Annotated in this window: 19 protein-coding genes; 3 read left to right on the top strand and 16 right to left on the bottom strand. The window is 65.6% G+C overall.

Annotated elements, in window-relative coordinates:
• Positions 1-918 (top strand): AraC family transcriptional regulator (locus tag K2W81_RS06230; protein ID WP_294102310.1); only part of this gene is annotated, 918 nt, incomplete at its 5' end.
• Positions 919-967: 49 nt separating this feature from the next.
• Here the strand turns inward: K2W81_RS06230 and K2W81_RS06225 are convergent.
• The 6 genes from K2W81_RS06225 to K2W81_RS06200 all read right to left on the bottom strand — a co-directional run bounded on the left by K2W81_RS06225 (position 968) and on the right by K2W81_RS06200 (position 5,811).
• Positions 968-1,591 (bottom strand): glutathione S-transferase N-terminal domain-containing protein, encoded by a 624-nt coding sequence (locus K2W81_RS06225; protein WP_294102308.1) that lies wholly within the window; start codon positions 1,589-1,591, stop codon positions 968-970.
• A gap of 26 nt (positions 1,592-1,617) precedes the next feature.
• Positions 1,618-2,706 (bottom strand): NADH:flavin oxidoreductase/NADH oxidase, encoded by a 1,089-nt coding sequence (locus tag K2W81_RS06220; RefSeq protein ID WP_294102306.1) that lies wholly within the window; start codon positions 2,704-2,706, stop codon positions 1,618-1,620.
• 13 nt (positions 2,707-2,719) lie between these two features.
• Positions 2,720-3,526, bottom strand: coding sequence for an SDR family oxidoreductase (locus K2W81_RS06215; protein WP_294102304.1), 807 nt, complete (start codon positions 3,524-3,526; stop codon positions 2,720-2,722).
• Positions 3,523-4,470 (bottom strand): DMT family transporter, encoded by a 948-nt coding sequence (locus K2W81_RS06210; protein WP_294102302.1) that lies wholly within the window; start codon positions 4,468-4,470, stop codon positions 3,523-3,525. The genes K2W81_RS06215 and K2W81_RS06210 overlap by 4 nt, the downstream gene beginning before the upstream one ends.
• Position 4,471: 1 nt before the next feature.
• Positions 4,472-5,149, bottom strand: coding sequence for a peroxiredoxin-like family protein (locus K2W81_RS06205; protein WP_294102301.1), 678 nt, complete (start codon positions 5,147-5,149; stop codon positions 4,472-4,474).
• Between the two features lie 86 nt (positions 5,150-5,235).
• Positions 5,236-5,811: a carboxymuconolactone decarboxylase family protein gene (locus tag K2W81_RS06200; protein WP_294102300.1), complete on the bottom strand. Its 576-nt coding sequence runs from the start codon at positions 5,809-5,811 to the stop codon at positions 5,236-5,238.
• A gap of 114 nt (positions 5,812-5,925) precedes the next feature.
• On the opposite strand from K2W81_RS06200, the gene K2W81_RS06195 reads away from it, so the two are divergent.
• Entirely contained in the window at positions 5,926-6,825 is a 900-nt protein-coding gene (locus K2W81_RS06195; RefSeq protein ID WP_294102298.1) for a LysR family transcriptional regulator, read from the top strand.
• Between the two features lie 78 nt (positions 6,826-6,903).
• Here the strand turns inward: K2W81_RS06195 and K2W81_RS06190 are convergent, their stop codons facing one another.
• The gene (locus K2W81_RS06190; RefSeq protein ID WP_294102297.1) at positions 6,904-7,101 is read right to left on the bottom strand and encodes a hypothetical protein; all 198 of its coding nucleotides are present in this window, start codon (positions 7,099-7,101) and stop codon (positions 6,904-6,906) included.
• Positions 7,102-7,528: 427 nt separating this feature from the next.
• On the opposite strand from K2W81_RS06190, the gene K2W81_RS06185 reads away from it, so the two are divergent.
• Complete coding sequence (locus K2W81_RS06185; RefSeq protein WP_294102295.1) at positions 7,529-8,209, top strand: cell wall hydrolase; 681 nt, start codon at positions 7,529-7,531, stop codon at positions 8,207-8,209.
• On the opposite strand, the gene K2W81_RS06180 is transcribed toward K2W81_RS06185, so the two are convergent.
• From K2W81_RS06180 to gspG, 9 genes are read right to left on the bottom strand one after another with little or no spacing between them, the layout of a single operon-like run.
• Positions 8,093-8,944, bottom strand: a complete 852-nt coding sequence (locus K2W81_RS06180; RefSeq protein ID WP_294102292.1) for a type II secretion system protein GspK — start codon at positions 8,942-8,944, stop codon at positions 8,093-8,095. The genes K2W81_RS06185 and K2W81_RS06180 overlap by 117 nt on opposite strands.
• The gene (gene gspD, locus K2W81_RS06175) at positions 8,941-10,974 is read right to left on the bottom strand and encodes a type II secretion system secretin GspD (RefSeq protein WP_294102290.1); all 2,034 of its coding nucleotides are present in this window, start codon (positions 10,972-10,974) and stop codon (positions 8,941-8,943) included. Before gspD ends, K2W81_RS06180 begins: the two co-directional genes overlap by 4 nt.
• Before the next feature lie 2 nt (positions 10,975-10,976).
• Positions 10,977-11,477 carry a hypothetical protein gene (locus K2W81_RS06170; RefSeq protein ID WP_294102289.1) on the bottom strand — a complete coding sequence of 167 codons (501 nt, stop codon included), beginning with the start codon at positions 11,475-11,477 and terminating at the stop codon, positions 10,977-10,979.
• The gene (gene gspM / locus K2W81_RS06165; protein WP_294102288.1) at positions 11,455-12,006 is read right to left on the bottom strand and encodes a type II secretion system protein GspM; all 552 of its coding nucleotides are present in this window, start codon (positions 12,004-12,006) and stop codon (positions 11,455-11,457) included. The genes K2W81_RS06170 and gspM overlap by 23 nt, the downstream gene beginning before the upstream one ends.
• On the bottom strand, positions 12,006-13,019 hold the full coding sequence (locus tag K2W81_RS06160; protein WP_294102286.1) for a hypothetical protein: 1,014 nt from the start codon (positions 13,017-13,019) through the stop codon (positions 12,006-12,008). The genes gspM and K2W81_RS06160 overlap by 1 nt, the downstream gene beginning before the upstream one ends.
• Entirely contained in the window at positions 13,016-13,684 is a 669-nt protein-coding gene (locus K2W81_RS06155; RefSeq protein ID WP_294102284.1) for a prepilin-type N-terminal cleavage/methylation domain-containing protein, read from the bottom strand. Before K2W81_RS06155 ends, K2W81_RS06160 begins: the two co-directional genes overlap by 4 nt.
• Positions 13,681-14,052, bottom strand: coding sequence for a prepilin-type N-terminal cleavage/methylation domain-containing protein (locus tag K2W81_RS06150; RefSeq protein WP_294102282.1), 372 nt, complete (start codon positions 14,050-14,052; stop codon positions 13,681-13,683). The genes K2W81_RS06155 and K2W81_RS06150 overlap by 4 nt, the downstream gene beginning before the upstream one ends.
• On the bottom strand, positions 14,049-14,480 hold the full coding sequence (locus K2W81_RS06145) for a Tfp pilus assembly protein FimT/FimU (RefSeq protein WP_294102278.1): 432 nt from the start codon (positions 14,478-14,480) through the stop codon (positions 14,049-14,051). Before K2W81_RS06145 ends, K2W81_RS06150 begins: the two co-directional genes overlap by 4 nt.
• Positions 14,464-14,892, bottom strand: a complete 429-nt coding sequence (gene gspG, locus K2W81_RS06140) for a type II secretion system major pseudopilin GspG (protein ID WP_294102277.1) — start codon at positions 14,890-14,892, stop codon at positions 14,464-14,466. The genes K2W81_RS06145 and gspG overlap by 17 nt, the downstream gene beginning before the upstream one ends.
• Between the last annotated feature and the right edge of the window lies 1 nt (position 14,893).

Raw genomic sequence — 14,893 nt, 5'->3', positions numbered from 1 at the left:
TCTGCTGTCGGTTCTTCCCTCAAAGATTACACAGCAGCTACGGGCGCCAGCGGCTATGACGCCGTCTCCTGGTCGGCCCCGCCGATCAGCAAACTGGTCGCGATCGGTGGCGATGGCGTCCATGCGATACGGCATCTGGGCACGCATGCGAAAGGGACGCTGCAAACGCGCTCGCGCGGTGACCATCGGCCCGATGCCCTGTTGCTGGCACGGCGGTGTGGTGGCGTGTTCGAATCCCGCGCCGGTGGCGAATTCAAAGCTTCACAACTGGCGCGCGACCTTTGTTGTTACCTTCCTCATGGCATCGATGCAGACTTGGAGTTTCCGTCGCATTCGCAAGGGCTGATTCTGCATTTCCCGGCCGGATTTCTGGCGCGCCAACTGGAATCCTTTGCGGATCCTTGTCTGGAACCGGTGCTCGCGGTTCGAAACCCGGCTCTCGCCGCCATTATGGGGATGGTCGAGCAGGAATTGGCCGCACCCAGCTTTGGCCACGAATTGATGCTCGAGGGCCTGTATAGCTGCATCTCGGCCTCCCTGGCCACGCGCCGCGATCAGCCCGGTCGCTTCACGCCCGAGCGGCTTCACATGAGCCCCGCCAAGCTTCGTCGCGTCCTTGATTACATCGAAGGCAATCTCGCTCAAAAAATTACCATCAAGGAGCTCGCCGACGTTGCCGGGATCTCAATGTTTCACTTCTGTCGCGTCTTCAAGAAGGCGACCAACCAGACGCCCTATCAATATGTCTGTTCAAGACGCTTGCTGAACGCGCAACTGTTGATGGCAAACGGCCAGAACAGTCTGGCGGAAATCGGATTGAGCTGCGGCTTCAGCAGTCAAGCGCACTTCACCAACGCCTTCTTGAAAGAGACGGGCATGCCGCCTGGCAGGTATCGCCGGATGATGATCAACAACTGACGCGCGCCTGGCTTGCCTGACGGGTGGCGGGCAAGCCAGGATGGGAGGGTCAGCCGGCGAGTTTGGCGATAGCGCGACCGATCGCAGGCCGCGCTTCCATCGCGGCGAACCAGCGTTCGACGTTGGGGGCCTCGCTGAAATCGACCTCGGCAAAGGCGCGGCGCCAGATCCAGCCGAACGTTGCGACATCAGCGATCGAATAATCGTCGCCCGCCAGCCATTCGGCTTCTGCCAGCCGCCCGTCGAGCACGCGCATGTTGCGCTTGGCTTCGGTGTGGAAACGGTCAATCGCGGCAGGAACGGGTTCGGGCGCAAGCTTCAGGAAATAGCCCGACTGGCCAAACATCGGCCCAAGCCCGGCGGCCTGAAACATCAGCCATTCATAGCAGCGCACGCGCGCGACCGGATCGGTCGGGATGAATCGCCCGAACTTTTCCGCGAGATACAGCAGGATCGCCGCCGATTCGACGACGGTGATGGGTGCGCCGCCGGGGCCATCCTGATCGACGATCAGCGGCACTTTGGCGTTGGGGTTGCGCGCCAGGAATTCGGGTGTCTTTTGTTCACCCGCGCGGATGTTGACGGGGTGATAGGTGTAATCCGCGCCGAGCTCTTCGAGCAGGATCGGCACCTTGATGCTGTTGGGCGTGGCGAAAGCGTAAAGATCGATCATCGTGGGTCTCCTTGACTGAGGGTAGTTCAAGCGGGTTTGCGCACGCCTTTGGCGCGGGCATATTGCGGGGGGTAGGCGATGGTCGCGCCGAGCGTATCGGCGGCACGCCAGGCCCAGCGGGGGTCGGCAAGGAAGGCGGTGGCGAGCGCGACGAGATCAGCCTTGCTCTCGGCGATGATCGCCTCTGCCTGATGCGGATCGCTGATGCCGCCGACGGCGCGGGTGGCGATCCCGGCTTCGCGGCGGATGCGCTCGGCCAGATGCACCTGATAGCCCGGGCCGAACGGAATGCCGGCCGGCGGGACGACAAAGCCGCCGGTCGCGCAGACATAATCATAGCCCAGCGCCTTCAGCTGCTGTGCCACGACCACGGCATCGCCGGTATCGACGCCGCCATCGGCCCAGTCAGTCGTCGTCAGCCGCACGCCCAGCGCGATCGACATTGGCACTACCGCGCGAACGCGCTCGGCAATCGTCAGCAGCAAGCGTGCACGGTTCTCGGGCGTACCCCCCCAGTGATCGGTTCGGTGGTTGGCGAGGGGCGACAGGAACTGGTGGAGCAGATAGCCATGCCCGGCGTGGAGCTCGATGGCGTCGAAACCAATCCACACCGCACGAATGGCGGCCTGCACGAACGCCGCGATCGTACGCTCGATACCGGCTTCGTCGAGTGCCTCGGGCGTCTTCCAGTCGGGTTTGAACGGTACCGCTGAGGGCGCCACCGTGGTCCACGGGTCCTGATCGTCGGGCAGCGCATTGCCACCTTCCCAGGGCCGGGTGATTGCGCCCTTGCGGCCCGAATGCGCTAGCTGGATGCCAAATTTGGTACCCGCAGCGGCATAACGGCGGGCCACCGTTAGCGCGCGGCTGAGCGCCGCTTCATTGGCATCGGAGTAAAGCCCAAGGCAGCCATGGGTGATCCGCCCACGGCGCTCGACATGTGTCGCCTCGGTCATCACTAGGCCGGCGCCGCTCATGCCGTAGTTGGGCAGGTGCTGGAGATGCCAGTCGCTGGCCGAGCCGTCATTGGCGGAGTATTGGCACATCGGCGACACGACGATGCGGTTGGAAAGTCGCATCGGACCAAGGTCGATCGACGAGAAGAGTGCAGACATTTTCGGCTCCAGTTCAAAGGGCGCTGTGGCCGCTGACGGCGGCTTCGAGGGCTGGTTTCATGTCGAGGAAACGCTGGTCGATCGCGGCGGGATCGGTGCGGTTGAGGTCGAGCATCGCTTTGCGCGCGTCACCACCGCGCACCACCTCAAACGCGTCCGCCTCGATGCCCTCGATGATCGATCCGACGACATCGGCGACGGGCTGAAGCGCAAAGCCCATGCCTGCGTCCGCCTTGTTGGTCGCCATCATCGGCGTGTCGGTCGCGCCCGGAAACACGGTGATGACATGGACGCCTTCACCCTTCAGTTCCCGGCGCAGCGCCTCGCCAAAGCGCGCCAGGCCACCCTTGGCGGCGGCATAGCCGGTGTAAAAGGGCACGCCCATCTGCGCGATGCCCGACGCGATGTTGACGATCAGGCCATCGCCCGACTGGCGCAGCGCGGGCAGGAACAGGCGGGTCAGCAGGATCGGGCTCAGCAGATCGACATCGATCATCGCGCGCAGCTCATCTTCGCTGGTGTCCTCCAGCCGACCCGCGCGCACGCCGCCGGCATTATTGACGAGAATGTCGACGCCGCCGATCAATGCGACGCTCTGCGCGAGCAACGCCGCCCGCGCGGACCCGTCGGTGATATCGCCGCACACGCCGTACACCTCGGCACCTGTCGCCTTCAGCCGCTCGACTGCCGCCGCCAGCGGCTCGGTGCGCCGACCGGTCAGGACCAGCCGTGCGCCCTTCGCCGCCATTTGCGCGGCAATCTCATAGCCGATGCCGCTCGACCCGCCGGTGATGACGGCGCGCTTGCTGGTGATCTTCATTTTTTCTCTCCCTTGGACATGACGTGCCTGGCCGTCTGTTGCGTGACGAACAGGCCGAAGGTGACGATCAGCAGCCCGGCGATCTGCCAGGCGGCGGGGATTTCGCCGGCGACCGTAATGCCCGTCAGCGTGGCGACGACGGGGACCAGGGCGGGGAAAGCGGCGGCGCGCGGCGCACCGAGCAGCTCGGCGGCGCGGCCAAAGGCGAACACCGCGACCACACCCGAAAGGATACCGTGGATGAGGATCAGCAGCAGGATGGTTGTCGCTGACTGGGTGAGCAGCGCGCCGATACCATGGCTGGCCAGGTAAAGCGGGACATAGACGGCAGCTGACAGAACCGACACCACGGCTGTGGCCGCGACGGGGGATATCTTCCAGCGCCGCGACAGGACGGCGAACACTGCCCACATGACGCCCGCACCAGCGAACAGCGCATCACCCAGCAGGGCAATCGGCCCGCCGCTGAGTGCGCTTGGCCCTGCGACCAAGGCAAGCCCGGCCAGGATGATGGCGGCACCAACGACGCGCGGTCGCGTAAGCCGATCACCGAGCAACGCCGCGCCCAGCAGCATGCCTGCAATGGTGATACCGGCGGGCTGGACAACGGCCCCGTGCGACAGCGGCGCGAATTTGAACCCGGTTGCGCTGACGAGAATGAACAATGGCCCGGCGAGGAGCGCCAGCATCGCCCCCTTGCGCCAGCCCATCCCCGCCATCGTGGCGGGCGAGTGGCGCAGCAACCAGGGAAGCATGATCAGCCCCGCAGTCAGATAACGCACAAAAGCGAGATCGACCGGCGCGATGCCCGTGTTCACATTGGCGCGCGCAAAGGCGAGATACACGCCCCAGATAGTGGCCGCAGCACCACCCCATAGCACGCCCTGCAGGACGGGCGATGCCATCTGCTTGGGCGCAGTTGCTGAAAGCGCGATGCTGGTCATCTCACGCAGCCTTGCGGCGCGGGGTGTTGGCGCGGATCGCCGCAGCAATCGCGTCGGCGGGGTCGAGGCGGCGACGATAGTCGGTGTCGATGAAGGCGAGCACGATCTCACCCGTCGGCGCGATCACATAGGTTGCGGGGATCGGCAGGATCCAGTCGCTCCCGTTCATGTCGGGCAGCGCATGGCCGAGCCGGGCATAAACCGGGCGCAGTTCATCGCTCAGGTCGAAGGCGATGCCAAAGCTCTTGGCGATCTTCGATCCGGAGTCGCTCAGGACCGGGAAGGGATAGGGATCGGCGTTGGCGGCCTGTACCGAAGTATCGGGGTCTTGCGGTGACACCGTGATCAGGCGGATACCGGCACCGCGCATCTCGCGGGCAAGCGCGGCGTAAGCGCGCAACTCAAGGTTGCAGTACGGGCACCAGTCGCCGCGATAGAAGCTGAGGATGACCGCGCCATCGCGCAGTGCGCGGCTCAGGCGCACGGTGGTCCCTTCGGCATCCGGCGCGGCGAAATCGGGGGCATATTGCCCGGCCTTGAGCGCGCGATCGACGATGCCGGAGGCCGCCAGTTCCGTGTCGGCGCGAGTCATCGCGGCGGCGATGTCAGCGGGCATGTGCGTCGCGTAATGCGCGCGGAGCGCATCGAGATCCTGGCTGAGTGCGGCATGCTGGGACATGATGTCATCACTTTGAAAAGGGTGGCCGACGCGGGGCGGGGGCGAACCCGCGTCGGCCAGGGAGGAAGTCAATCGATGCGCGAGGCTCAGGCGGCGGCGCGCAGCGCGACGGGCTTGGACCACTCATTGCCCTTCATGAAGGCGTCGAGCGGGGTACCAACGAGATGGTTGGTGTAGTTGCTCTGGATCTTGATCGAGACGCCGAGCACAACCTCGAGGATGTTGCGCTTGGTGAAACCGGCATCGAGGAATGCCTGGACATCTTCGTCGGCAACATGGCCACGGTCACGCACGACCAGCGTGGTGAAGGCATGCAGCGCTTCGAGCTTGGGGTCGACGATCGCGGTGCCGCCCCGCAGCGACGCGATCACGTCCTCGCCCATCTTCTGCATCTTGGCCATCGTGGTGTGGCCGGCCATGCAATAATGGCAGTCATGCTCGTAGATTGCGGTCATGAACACGACCTGCTGCTCGTGCTGGGTCAGCGTCGACTGCGAGAACTGCGCCCACAGCGCGCTGTGCGCGGCGAGCAGCTCGGGGCTCTCGGCCATGATGCTCTGGAGGTTCGGCACGAAGCTGAACTGGCTCTTGACGGCAGCGAGCAGCGGCTTGGAGGCTTCGGGCGCGGTGTCGGCGGTGTAGCTGTTGAAAGCGAGGGTCATTGCAGGTCTCCTGATGGTGTCCAGCAACATGCTCGTTGCCGGTGACCCCGAAATGGCTCATGCAGTGATTCGCTTGTATCCCTTCATTTGCTCTATGACTTATACGATCTTGCTATGAGTGATCACTTCCAGGATCTGACCCTGTTCGTCCGCGTGGCTGAGACTGGCAGCTTTTCGCGCGCCGGGCGTGAGCTCGGTTATGCGCAACCCACCGTGTCGCGCATGATCGGTGGGCTTGAGGCGCGGCTTGGCGTCAAGCTACTGATGCGGACCACGCGCCAAGTCGTGCCGACCGAAGCCGGCGCCACGCTGCTCGAGCGGGCCCGCGGCGTTCTCAGCGATGTCGAAGAGATGGAAAACGCCGTGCGCGGCGCTGATGGCCTGACGGGTGTGCTGAAGGTCGCGACCCCGGTAACCTTTGGCGCGCGCGAAATCGCCCCCCGGCTCGGTCCGTTTCTGGCGGCGCATCCTGCATTGCGCGTCGAGTTATTGATGGCAGACCGGCGCGTCGACCTGCTCAACGAAGGGGTCGATCTGGCGATCCGACTTGGCGTATTGGAGGATTCGAGCTTCGTCAGCCGACGGATCGGGTCGGCCCCGCGCTACATCGTGGCGAGCCCGGCCTATCTCGCGCAGCGATCTGCCCCCAAGTCGATTGCCGATCTCCAGGCGCATGACATCATCAGCGGGCGGACGCCGGGCATCGATGTCTGGACGTTACGCGACAAGACTGGTGGCGAAACGTCGGTGAAGCTTGAGGCGCGGCTGGTCGCCACCTCCACCGAAGGCGTGTTGGCGTCCGCTGTCGCCGGGTTCGGCCTCGCCATGACCTCGGCCTTTGCCTGCCGGATGGAACTGGGACGGGGCGAGCTGGTGCGCGTGCTTCCCCACTTCACTCTGCCAACCATCGATGTCCACGCGGTGTCCCCGCTCGGTCGCAAGCCACCAGCCAAGGCGCGGCTTTTCATCGACCATATCGTTGCAACGATGCAGCAGTTTTCGGAGCCGATTTAGCTGCCATCCGCCGAGCCGCTGTTCTGGCAAACCAAAGCGCCAGAACTGCGGTACCGACGGTCGAGACGGCAGCTGCATTCAACCGATCGCGACCTGCACGACCACGCCATTAACGACGCCGTGGCGCGCATGCAGGAAGCGGGCGAGCCAGATCGCGTCAACCGCGCGTGCACATTTTGCGCGGCAGATCCGGCCGCTGGGCCACGCCCTATTGTTCAGTTCGGCGCAGCCGCATCGATCGTCATTATCGGCCAGGTCCAGGGGAAACCCGTCCATGAAAGCGATATTCGCTGGGATGATGCGAGCGGCGAGCGACTGCGCCACTGGACTGGGCCGACGTCAGATATTTTCTACGATGCCGCGCGGGTTGCGCTGGTGCCGACGGACTTTCGTTCTCCGGGTACCAGCACCAGTGGCGATCTGCCCCATGGGGCGGAATCGAACCGCTCCCAACGCCAGGGGCATCGGTCCTGGAGCGTCGTGTGCCACATTGGGTTGCGCGCCGATGTGATCTTGTCTGCACCAAATCATTCCATGTGTCGCTGCGGATCGATTGCGCTATTGTCGCCGTGATTGGCCGGGGGTGGCGATGATGTGGATTCGGACAGGATCGGCAGGACGACGCTTAAGTGTAAGCCTTGCGCTCCCTTATGCGCTGATCGGGGCATCGCCGGCGATGGCCTTGCAGGCCGATTCGCACGATATGAGCATACTCCTCCCAAGCCCAGACCCGCGCGATGTCGACTGTCTCGCGTCGGCGATCAGCTATGAAGCGGGCAATGAACCGGTCGAGGGTCAGGAGGCGGTGGCCAAAGTGGTGCTCAACCGGCTGCGGGCGCCGGATTTCCCGAAGACCGTGTGCGGGGTGATTTTTCAGGGCTCAGCCCGCCGGACGGGCTGCCAGTTTACCTTCACCTGCGACGGATCGCTGCTGCGACCACGCAGCGCGCGCAGTCTTGCCGCTGCGCGGTTGGTGGCCGAGCGCGTGCTGCGCGGCGAAGGTGGCGCGACGATCGGCGACGCGATCAACTATCATGCCGATTATGTCTCGCCGGTCTGGGCGCGCAGCCTCAGCCGCGTCACGAAGATCGGCGCGCACATCTTTTACCGCCGCCCGGGCGGAATCGGTGCGCCGACGGGGGAGGGCATCGTCTATGTGCCGGCCACGATGACGCGCGCGCTGCCCGTTCCCGGCACCTTTGCGCCTTGGGGCCTGCCGACGCTGGCGATCTCGCGTGCGGGCACGGTGCGCGCGATCGGCGCGCCGTCAGTCGCGCCCGCGGACCAGATAGGGGCGCGCGTCGATTCCCGTCAGCGAGACGATCAACTGCCGCCGGGTCCGGGCGCGACCGTCGCGCGTGCTGGCGTCGACACGAATCGTTAGCGGATGATCGATCAGGCTGTTGGGGTCGCCCACCGGCGCTGAGACTTTGGCGATGGCCGTCTCACCGCCGATCGTTGTCGGTGTCAGCTCCTCCTCATCGGCCATGATCCGTCGGGCAATGGGCGAGGCAAAGCGCGGGTCGAAATCGCCCTTGGGGCCGAAATCGACCGTGGCGAAGGGAATGATGCGCGCGGCAACCGCCGGGCCGACGCCCCGGATCAGGGCGAGCTCACCGACGTTACGAAGATTGCCGTTGCGCGGCAGCAGACCCTTGGGCGCGTAATAATCGGCTTCGGCGCCGTCGGGATTGGCATCGTCATTCTGATCGCGCCAGTCGAGGAAACTGTCGACCGCAATATCACGATCGGCGCCCGACAGGCCGAACGCTTCGAACATCGCTGCCGATTGATGGCGGTTGAGGCGATTGAGCGGAATTTTGCCGCGCTCGTCGATCACAGCAATCGCCAGATCATAGCCCGCAAAAGTGACGCGGTGGACCTGGCCATCGATCGCCCAGCGTCGGCGCCGGTCGGATTGGAGCACGCCCTGCAACGCGAGCGCAACGCCGCCATCGGCAGCGGCGGTCAGCCGGGCCTGATCACTCTCAGCCGCCGCCATAACCACCGTGCCCTGGCTGGCGAGCATCATCATCATCGACAGCATCGAAAGCAGCGCAATGCTGGCGACCGCTGCCAGCAGTGCATAACCCTGCTCGCCCTGCCGCCGCGGCGTCACGGGATTTGGCCGGTCGAGGCGAAAGGCTCGAGGCTCCTGATCTTGCGCCGCAGCTCGTCGGTGACCGCGCGGCCATCCTCGACCGAGCGCACGACGCGCGGGCGCAGGATCACGATCAGCTCGGTCCGGTCGACATTCTTGGCCTGGCGCCCGAACAAGCCGCCGATGATCGGGATTTGCGAGAGGAACGGAAAGCCGATCTTGTCGCGGCTTTCGGTGTTGCGGATCAACCCGCCGAGCGCGAGTACCTCGCCGTCCTTCACCGCGACCGATGTGTTGATCTTGCGCGTCGATATGGTCGGGGACGCAACCCCTGACCCGGCGGTGCGCGTGACATTGACGTCGCTGACTTCCTGCGACACGTCGAGCAGCACGACACCGGTCGCGTTGACGCGCGGGGTGACCTTCAGGATGACCCCGGTGTCGCGATATTCGATCGCGTTGATGACCGGTGCATTGCCCGAAATCGTCGAGGTCGAGCTTTGGGTGAGCACGGGTACTTGGTCGCCGACCTGTAGTACGGCGGTCTGGTTGTTGAGCACGAGCAGCTTGGGCGCGGAAACCACGTTGATCTTGGTCTTGGTCGCCAGCGTGTTGAGCACGGCGTTGAGCCCGGTGTTGGCAAACAGGAACGAAAAGCCCGGCACCTGGCGGACGATATTGGTGGCTGCGGTGGAATCGGTCAGGACGGTGTTGGTATTGCCGCTGGTGAAGTTCCACTGCACGCCATAGCGCAGATCGTCGGTCAGGCTGACCTCGGTGATCGCTGCTTCGATCAGCACCTGCACCGGCGGTACGTCGAGTTGGCGCAGTGCGGCTTCGATCAGCGCATAGACGCGCGGCGTGCCGAACACGATGATCGCATTGTTGTTGTCGTCGCTGGTGATGATCGCCGGGATCGCGCCGCCACCGCCGCTCGCTGTCACCGGCTGATCGTTCGGCGACGCGAGCGACCCGCTGCGCTGTGCGGCGGCCGGGTCGATGCCATCGCCGCGCTGGCTCGGCGCTGGCGGCGCGCCGTTGCTGTTGGCGCCGCGCTGCGGATTGCCGTCGGGATTGCCTTCATACCCCGATGGATCGACCGCACTCGCCCCGCCCGAGGTAGAATTGCCGAAGGCGGCATTGATCGTGCGCGCCAGATCGCGCGAGCGCCCGTTCTGGACGCGGTAGACGAATAGCTTGGCCTGGCTGCTTTGCCCTTCGCGGTCGAGAATTTCGACCCAGCGCTGGACGTCGCCCAGATATTGCGGCTGGCGGCTGATCGCGACGATGCCGTTCAGCTTTTCCATCGCGATCAGCCGCACCAGTCCCTTGGTCGGCGCATCGGGCGCGTTGAGCAGCTTTTCGAGCTCGGGTGCGATCAGCCGGGCATCGGTGTTGCGCGGAATATAGAGCCCGAACGACATCGCGCGCAGCCAATTGACGTCAAACTGGCGCAGCAGGTCGCGGGCACTCGCGCGCTGGCCCGATGTGCCCGACAAGGTCACGCTGTTCTGCGCGGTATCGGCCTGAACGACGACGCCGGGCAGGATCGGATCGAGCAGTGCCTTCATCTGATCGGCGCCAACAAATTGGAGTCGCACGATTTCATTGGCAAAGCCGCTGGCGTCGGGATCGGTCGGCGCCGCACCGCGCGCGCTGGCGATGGGCTCGATCGTGAAGCGCCCGTCCTGCGCGATTAGCGCGAGATCGCTGCGCCGGATCGCCTCTTCGAAAAAGGCCAGCACCGATTGGCGCGCGATCGGCCGCGTTGTGACGACAGTCACCGGCGTGTCGAGCCCGACGGCGACGCTATAGGGAACGTGCAGAATGTCGCCGAGCACCGACGCCGCTACGACGCGAATGCTCGCCGAGGGAAAGTTGATGCTGATATCGCCATCCACAATGCGCGGGCGCGGGGTCGGCGCGGGCGCGGGCTGCTGCTCCTTGCCCGGCAGGATCGTGGCCGAACTGTCGCGGTCCTGCGCCGGCGCAGCGGTGATCGGCAGCGCCGACAGGGCGATCAAGGCCGCATGAAGGGGCTTGGTCATGATCATCTCTTGTCCGGTTGGGGCGGATTATACTGGCCCGGTGAAATGGGTCGGTCGGCAAGCGGGATACGCACACTGCCGTCGGGGCCGCTGAAACGGACCGCATCATTGGTCACGGCGGTCAGGCGCCAGCTCTGGTAGCGCCTGCCGATCGGCAGCCGGATGATCTGCCCGTCGCTGCGTTGCAGGATCACGCGCGTAATGCCGCGTGCCCGCGTGATCCCGACCGGCGCGGCATCACCGAGCGGGCCGAGTGACGCGGGCGGCTGGTCATCGCGCCCGGTGCCGTGCACGGGGGTGAATATCGCCGCGCGCACGATCGCCGGGTCGGTGGCGATAGCTGAATCGGCGCGGGGCCGAACGATCGGCACAATTACCCGACCATAGCTTTCGGGCGGCAGCGCCTCGGTGCCCGTCAGCAGCTGAAAGACGGCGAGCAAGGCCAGCACAAGCGCCAGCAGCGCCGGGAGCAAGCTGCCGTCAGCGCGACTGGGCATGATCATACCATGTCGACGCTTCGATCCGCACGTTGAGCGTATCGGGTCGCGCGCTGATCGCTGCCGGATCCGCCGAGACCGACAAGGACGACATCGCGAGCAGCGGCTCCTGACTTTCAAGCGTGCCAAGCACCGCGACGAGTTGCGGCAAGGTCATCCGCGCCTCGATCCACGCGCCGACGCGACCCGGATCGGCTTCGATTTCCTGCATCGATCGCGTCTGGCCGCCCGCGTTGGTCACGGCGTCACTCAAGCGTGCTTTCAGAATTTCATTCGCCGCGACCAGCGTCGGCGCGGTGATGTGGAACCGATCGCTGTCGGCGCGCTGCGCCTCGGCGAGTTTGCGTAGTCGGCCGATGCTCGCGATCAGGCGGCTGTTGTTGGCATAGACCTGTGCCAGACGCTCGCGCTGTTCGGCGCGCTCGGCAAAGCCGCTCGCAATTGGGCTGATCAGCCCTAGCCACAGCAACGCGATTGCGGCGACCAGAATCAGGATCGCGATCAGGCGGCGTTCGCGCGCAGAGAGCGTTGCCATCATGGTTTGACGCTGCCCGCGCTGATGTCGAACGGTTCGCCTTCAGCCGATTCGGTTGCGACATCGGCGACCGTCGTGCGGATCGCAGTGAACCGACCACTGTCGCGCAATACCTTAAGGAGGTTGAGCTTGGCGGGTTTGTAGCCGCTGATGCGGAACTGGCTGCGATCCCAGGCGAGGCGTTCGACCCACGCACCGTTGGGCATGATATGGCTGGTGAGCGCAAGCACGCGGAGCGGATCGCCACGGCGACGCTCGGCGAGCAGTGTATCGCGTCGCCGCTCTTCGCGCTGGATCGTCGCGGCGAGCTTGCGCGCGGCTTTGGCCGAAGGCTCCTGATCATCGACCAGCACCTGCAACGTCTGGACGCTGGCGATGTCATGATAGACGAACAGTCCGAGATTGAGCGCGAAGCCGATCCCGACCAGCCCCCACCACAGTCCGGCGCGTTGGCGCCCCGCCGCGACCAGCCCATCGGCGCGCATCGGCGCGAGGAAATCCACCGCGAGCGTGGTGCTATCGGCCTCCACCAGACCCACCGCGCGCGGCGTGACACCTGCGTTGGCGCAGGCATCGGCGATGTCTTCAGCAAGCGTTTTCGGGATCGCCGCGACGTCGACCTGCACCGTACCGGGCGCCGCGCCAGGGCCGAGGATGCGCGCGTCGCTATAGGCCGCGCCGAGCGCAAAGGGGGTTAGCCGGTCGAGATCGAGGGCGATCAGCCGCTTGAGATCGGCGAGCGGGAGGGCGGGGCGATCGACCACGCGCGTCAACACCAGCGCGGGATCGATCAGGATGCTCGCCCCCCCCGGCGTCGGCGCGCCGCCATGCGCCTCGACCGCCAGCCGGGCGCCGTCCCAGCGAAGCCGCTGCCCCGGCGGTACCTGCCGCTGCGGCCGCAGCCGGGCGGGCAGCATCCCAGCCATTTCGTCGACCCACCAGCGCCAGCCCTGCGCCGCCTTGCGCGCCAGCGTGCCGATATCGGCATCGAGGAAAGTGCCCGACTTGATCATGTGCCAGCACAAATCCCGGTAAACGGATCGAGCCGACACGCGCTGTTGATCGTCGCGGCGGGCCGCATGATCAGATCGGGCCATTGCCGCCGGTCGCCGGGCGCGAAATCGAGCCGGACCCGGATCAGCTCGGGCGGCAGCGGCTGCTGCGTCCAGTCGCGGTGCCAGCGCCGCTCGCGCTCGCCACGCTGCGCCCCGAAATAGTCGATCTCGAGGTGGCGCACGCCGGTCAGCAGGATCGTCGGCGTCCAGCCCGCTTCGCCCGGTGCATTGGGGTCGATCCGATCCGACAGATCGGGGCTGTCATAGAGCACGATCTGCCCCGACGCCGTGCGTACCAGCCGGTAGCGGCGGACGGTCGTTGGCTGCGCGGCGGGCAGGGCAGGCGCCAGGAAGCCGAGCCGACTCCGCTCTCCAGCGATGTCGACCGTCGGCTTTTCCAGATCGAAGCGCGCGCTCGGCACGATCGATTCGATGCGGTTGCGCACGATGTTTTGCGCGGTGACGATCGTCTGGCTGGTGGCGGCCTGCTGCGCGGCGCGCTGGGCCATCCGCCGCGTCAGCAAGGCCCCCGCCGACAACATGCCCCCAACAAGCCCGAGCAACGCCAAGGTGACGAGCAATTCGATCAGCGTGAACCCCGCTTGGGATCGCGTGCGCGTCACGGTCGCGCCAGCCTGAGACTATGCAGCACCGCCAGCGGCTTGCCATTCGGACCTTTGCCCGCCGACACGGTGATCGATTCGATCTTCGGGCGCGCAAATTGCGTCGGATAGGGGGCGATCTGGACCCGCCAGTCGACGCCGCTGGTGCGCCCGCGCGTTTCGAACTGGCCGGTGTCGGCGGCGGCGGCAATGGCGGCCAGCTGCGATTGCGCCACCAGCATCGCGATCCGGCGGTCATCGACGGTGCGCGTCGCCCGCGCCTGCGACACCACCACTTGCAGCGTCGCCGCCAGCGCAGCGGCGATGATCGCCAGCGCGATCAGCGTCTCGACCAGCGAAAAGCCCCGGGTGGCGTTGCTGCGTGTCATTGCGGCGCGGCCAAGCTGACGACGCCGGTCGACGGATAGACCGTGATGTCGGCCCGCAAGCCCCGATCGATCAGCGTGAAACGGCCGCCGTCCGACGATCCGTCGGCGAAGAAGCGCAGCGACGGCCGGTCGATCGCGGCAATGCGCAATCCCTTGGCAAGCGGCGGCTGCGCGACATTGTCGACGGCAAATTGATCGCCGGTGCCAAGCAGCGAGAAACGCGTCGTGGTGCTGGTGCGGATCGCGGTGGCGCGTGCGAGGCGGATGCCCTGCACCAGGGCCGCTTCGTTGGTGCGAAAATGCTGGCGGTGGATCGCACGGTCGATGCGCGGAAAAGCCAGCCCCGCGATCAAGCCGGCGATAGCGACGACCACCAGCGCTTCGATCAGCGTGAAGCCGTGCTGGTGCGGTTTACCAATTGCCGACATCTTTGGCCTCGCCGGTCCCGCCGGGTGCATTGTCCGAACCATAGGAAAAGACATCGACTTCGCCGTGGTCGCCGGGCGTCTTGAAGCGATAGGGATTGCCCCACGGGTCGGTGATCGCGCTGGTGTCGGGCAGATAGGGGCCGTTCCACACCGGCACATCGGCGGGCGGCTTGATCAGCGCGACCAGCCCTTCCTGCGCGGTTGGAAAGCGGTTGGCGTCGAGCCGAAACAGTTCGAGCGAGCCCGCGATATTCTTCGCCTGCACCCGCGCGGTCTGGGTTTTCGACGTGCCCAGATATTTGATCACGCGCGGGCCGACGATCGCGGCGAGCAAGCCAAGAATCGCCAGCACGACCAGCAATTCGAGAAGCGTGAATCCGGCGCTGCCGTGGGTGCGGGGACGTTTGGTCATG

Source organism: Sphingomonas sp., assembly GCF_019749955.1.
Classification (GTDB): Bacteria; Pseudomonadota; Alphaproteobacteria; order Sphingomonadales; family Sphingomonadaceae; genus Sphingomonas.
This window is presented reverse-complemented; position numbering and strand designations above follow the sequence as displayed.

Coding starts and splice junctions, on each gene's coding strand:
- K2W81_RS06225 (WP_294102308.1), bottom strand. CDS start 1,591: ATGATCGATCTTTACGCTTTCGCCACGCCCAACAGCATCAAGGTGCCG.
- K2W81_RS06220 (WP_294102306.1), bottom strand. CDS start 2,706: ATGTCTGCACTCTTCTCGTCGATCGACCTTGGTCCGATGCGACTTTCC.
- K2W81_RS06215 (WP_294102304.1), bottom strand. CDS start 3,526: ATGAAGATCACCAGCAAGCGCGCCGTCATCACCGGCGGGTCGAGCGGC.
- K2W81_RS06210 (WP_294102302.1), bottom strand. CDS start 4,470: ATGACCAGCATCGCGCTTTCAGCAACTGCGCCCAAGCAGATGGCATCG.
- K2W81_RS06205 (WP_294102301.1), bottom strand. CDS start 5,149: ATGTCCCAGCATGCCGCACTCAGCCAGGATCTCGATGCGCTCCGCGCG.
- K2W81_RS06200 (WP_294102300.1), bottom strand. CDS start 5,811: ATGACCCTCGCTTTCAACAGCTACACCGCCGACACCGCGCCCGAAGCC.
- K2W81_RS06195 (WP_294102298.1), top strand. CDS start 5,926: ATGAGTGATCACTTCCAGGATCTGACCCTGTTCGTCCGCGTGGCTGAG.
- K2W81_RS06190 (WP_294102297.1), bottom strand. CDS start 7,101: ATGGACGGGTTTCCCCTGGACCTGGCCGATAATGACGATCGATGCGGC.
- K2W81_RS06185 (WP_294102295.1), top strand. CDS start 7,529: ATGAGCATACTCCTCCCAAGCCCAGACCCGCGCGATGTCGACTGTCTC.
- gspD (WP_294102290.1), bottom strand. CDS start 10,974: ATGACCAAGCCCCTTCATGCGGCCTTGATCGCCCTGTCGGCGCTGCCG.
- K2W81_RS06170 (WP_294102289.1), bottom strand. CDS start 11,477: ATGATCATGCCCAGTCGCGCTGACGGCAGCTTGCTCCCGGCGCTGCTG.
- gspM (WP_294102288.1), bottom strand. CDS start 12,006: ATGGCAACGCTCTCTGCGCGCGAACGCCGCCTGATCGCGATCCTGATT.
- K2W81_RS06160 (WP_294102286.1), bottom strand. CDS start 13,019: ATGATCAAGTCGGGCACTTTCCTCGATGCCGATATCGGCACGCTGGCG.
- K2W81_RS06150 (WP_294102282.1), bottom strand. CDS start 14,052: ATGACACGCAGCAACGCCACCCGGGGCTTTTCGCTGGTCGAGACGCTG.
- K2W81_RS06145 (WP_294102278.1), bottom strand. CDS start 14,480: ATGTCGGCAATTGGTAAACCGCACCAGCACGGCTTCACGCTGATCGAA.
- gspG (WP_294102277.1), bottom strand. CDS start 14,892: ATGACCAAACGTCCCCGCACCCACGGCAGCGCCGGATTCACGCTTCTC.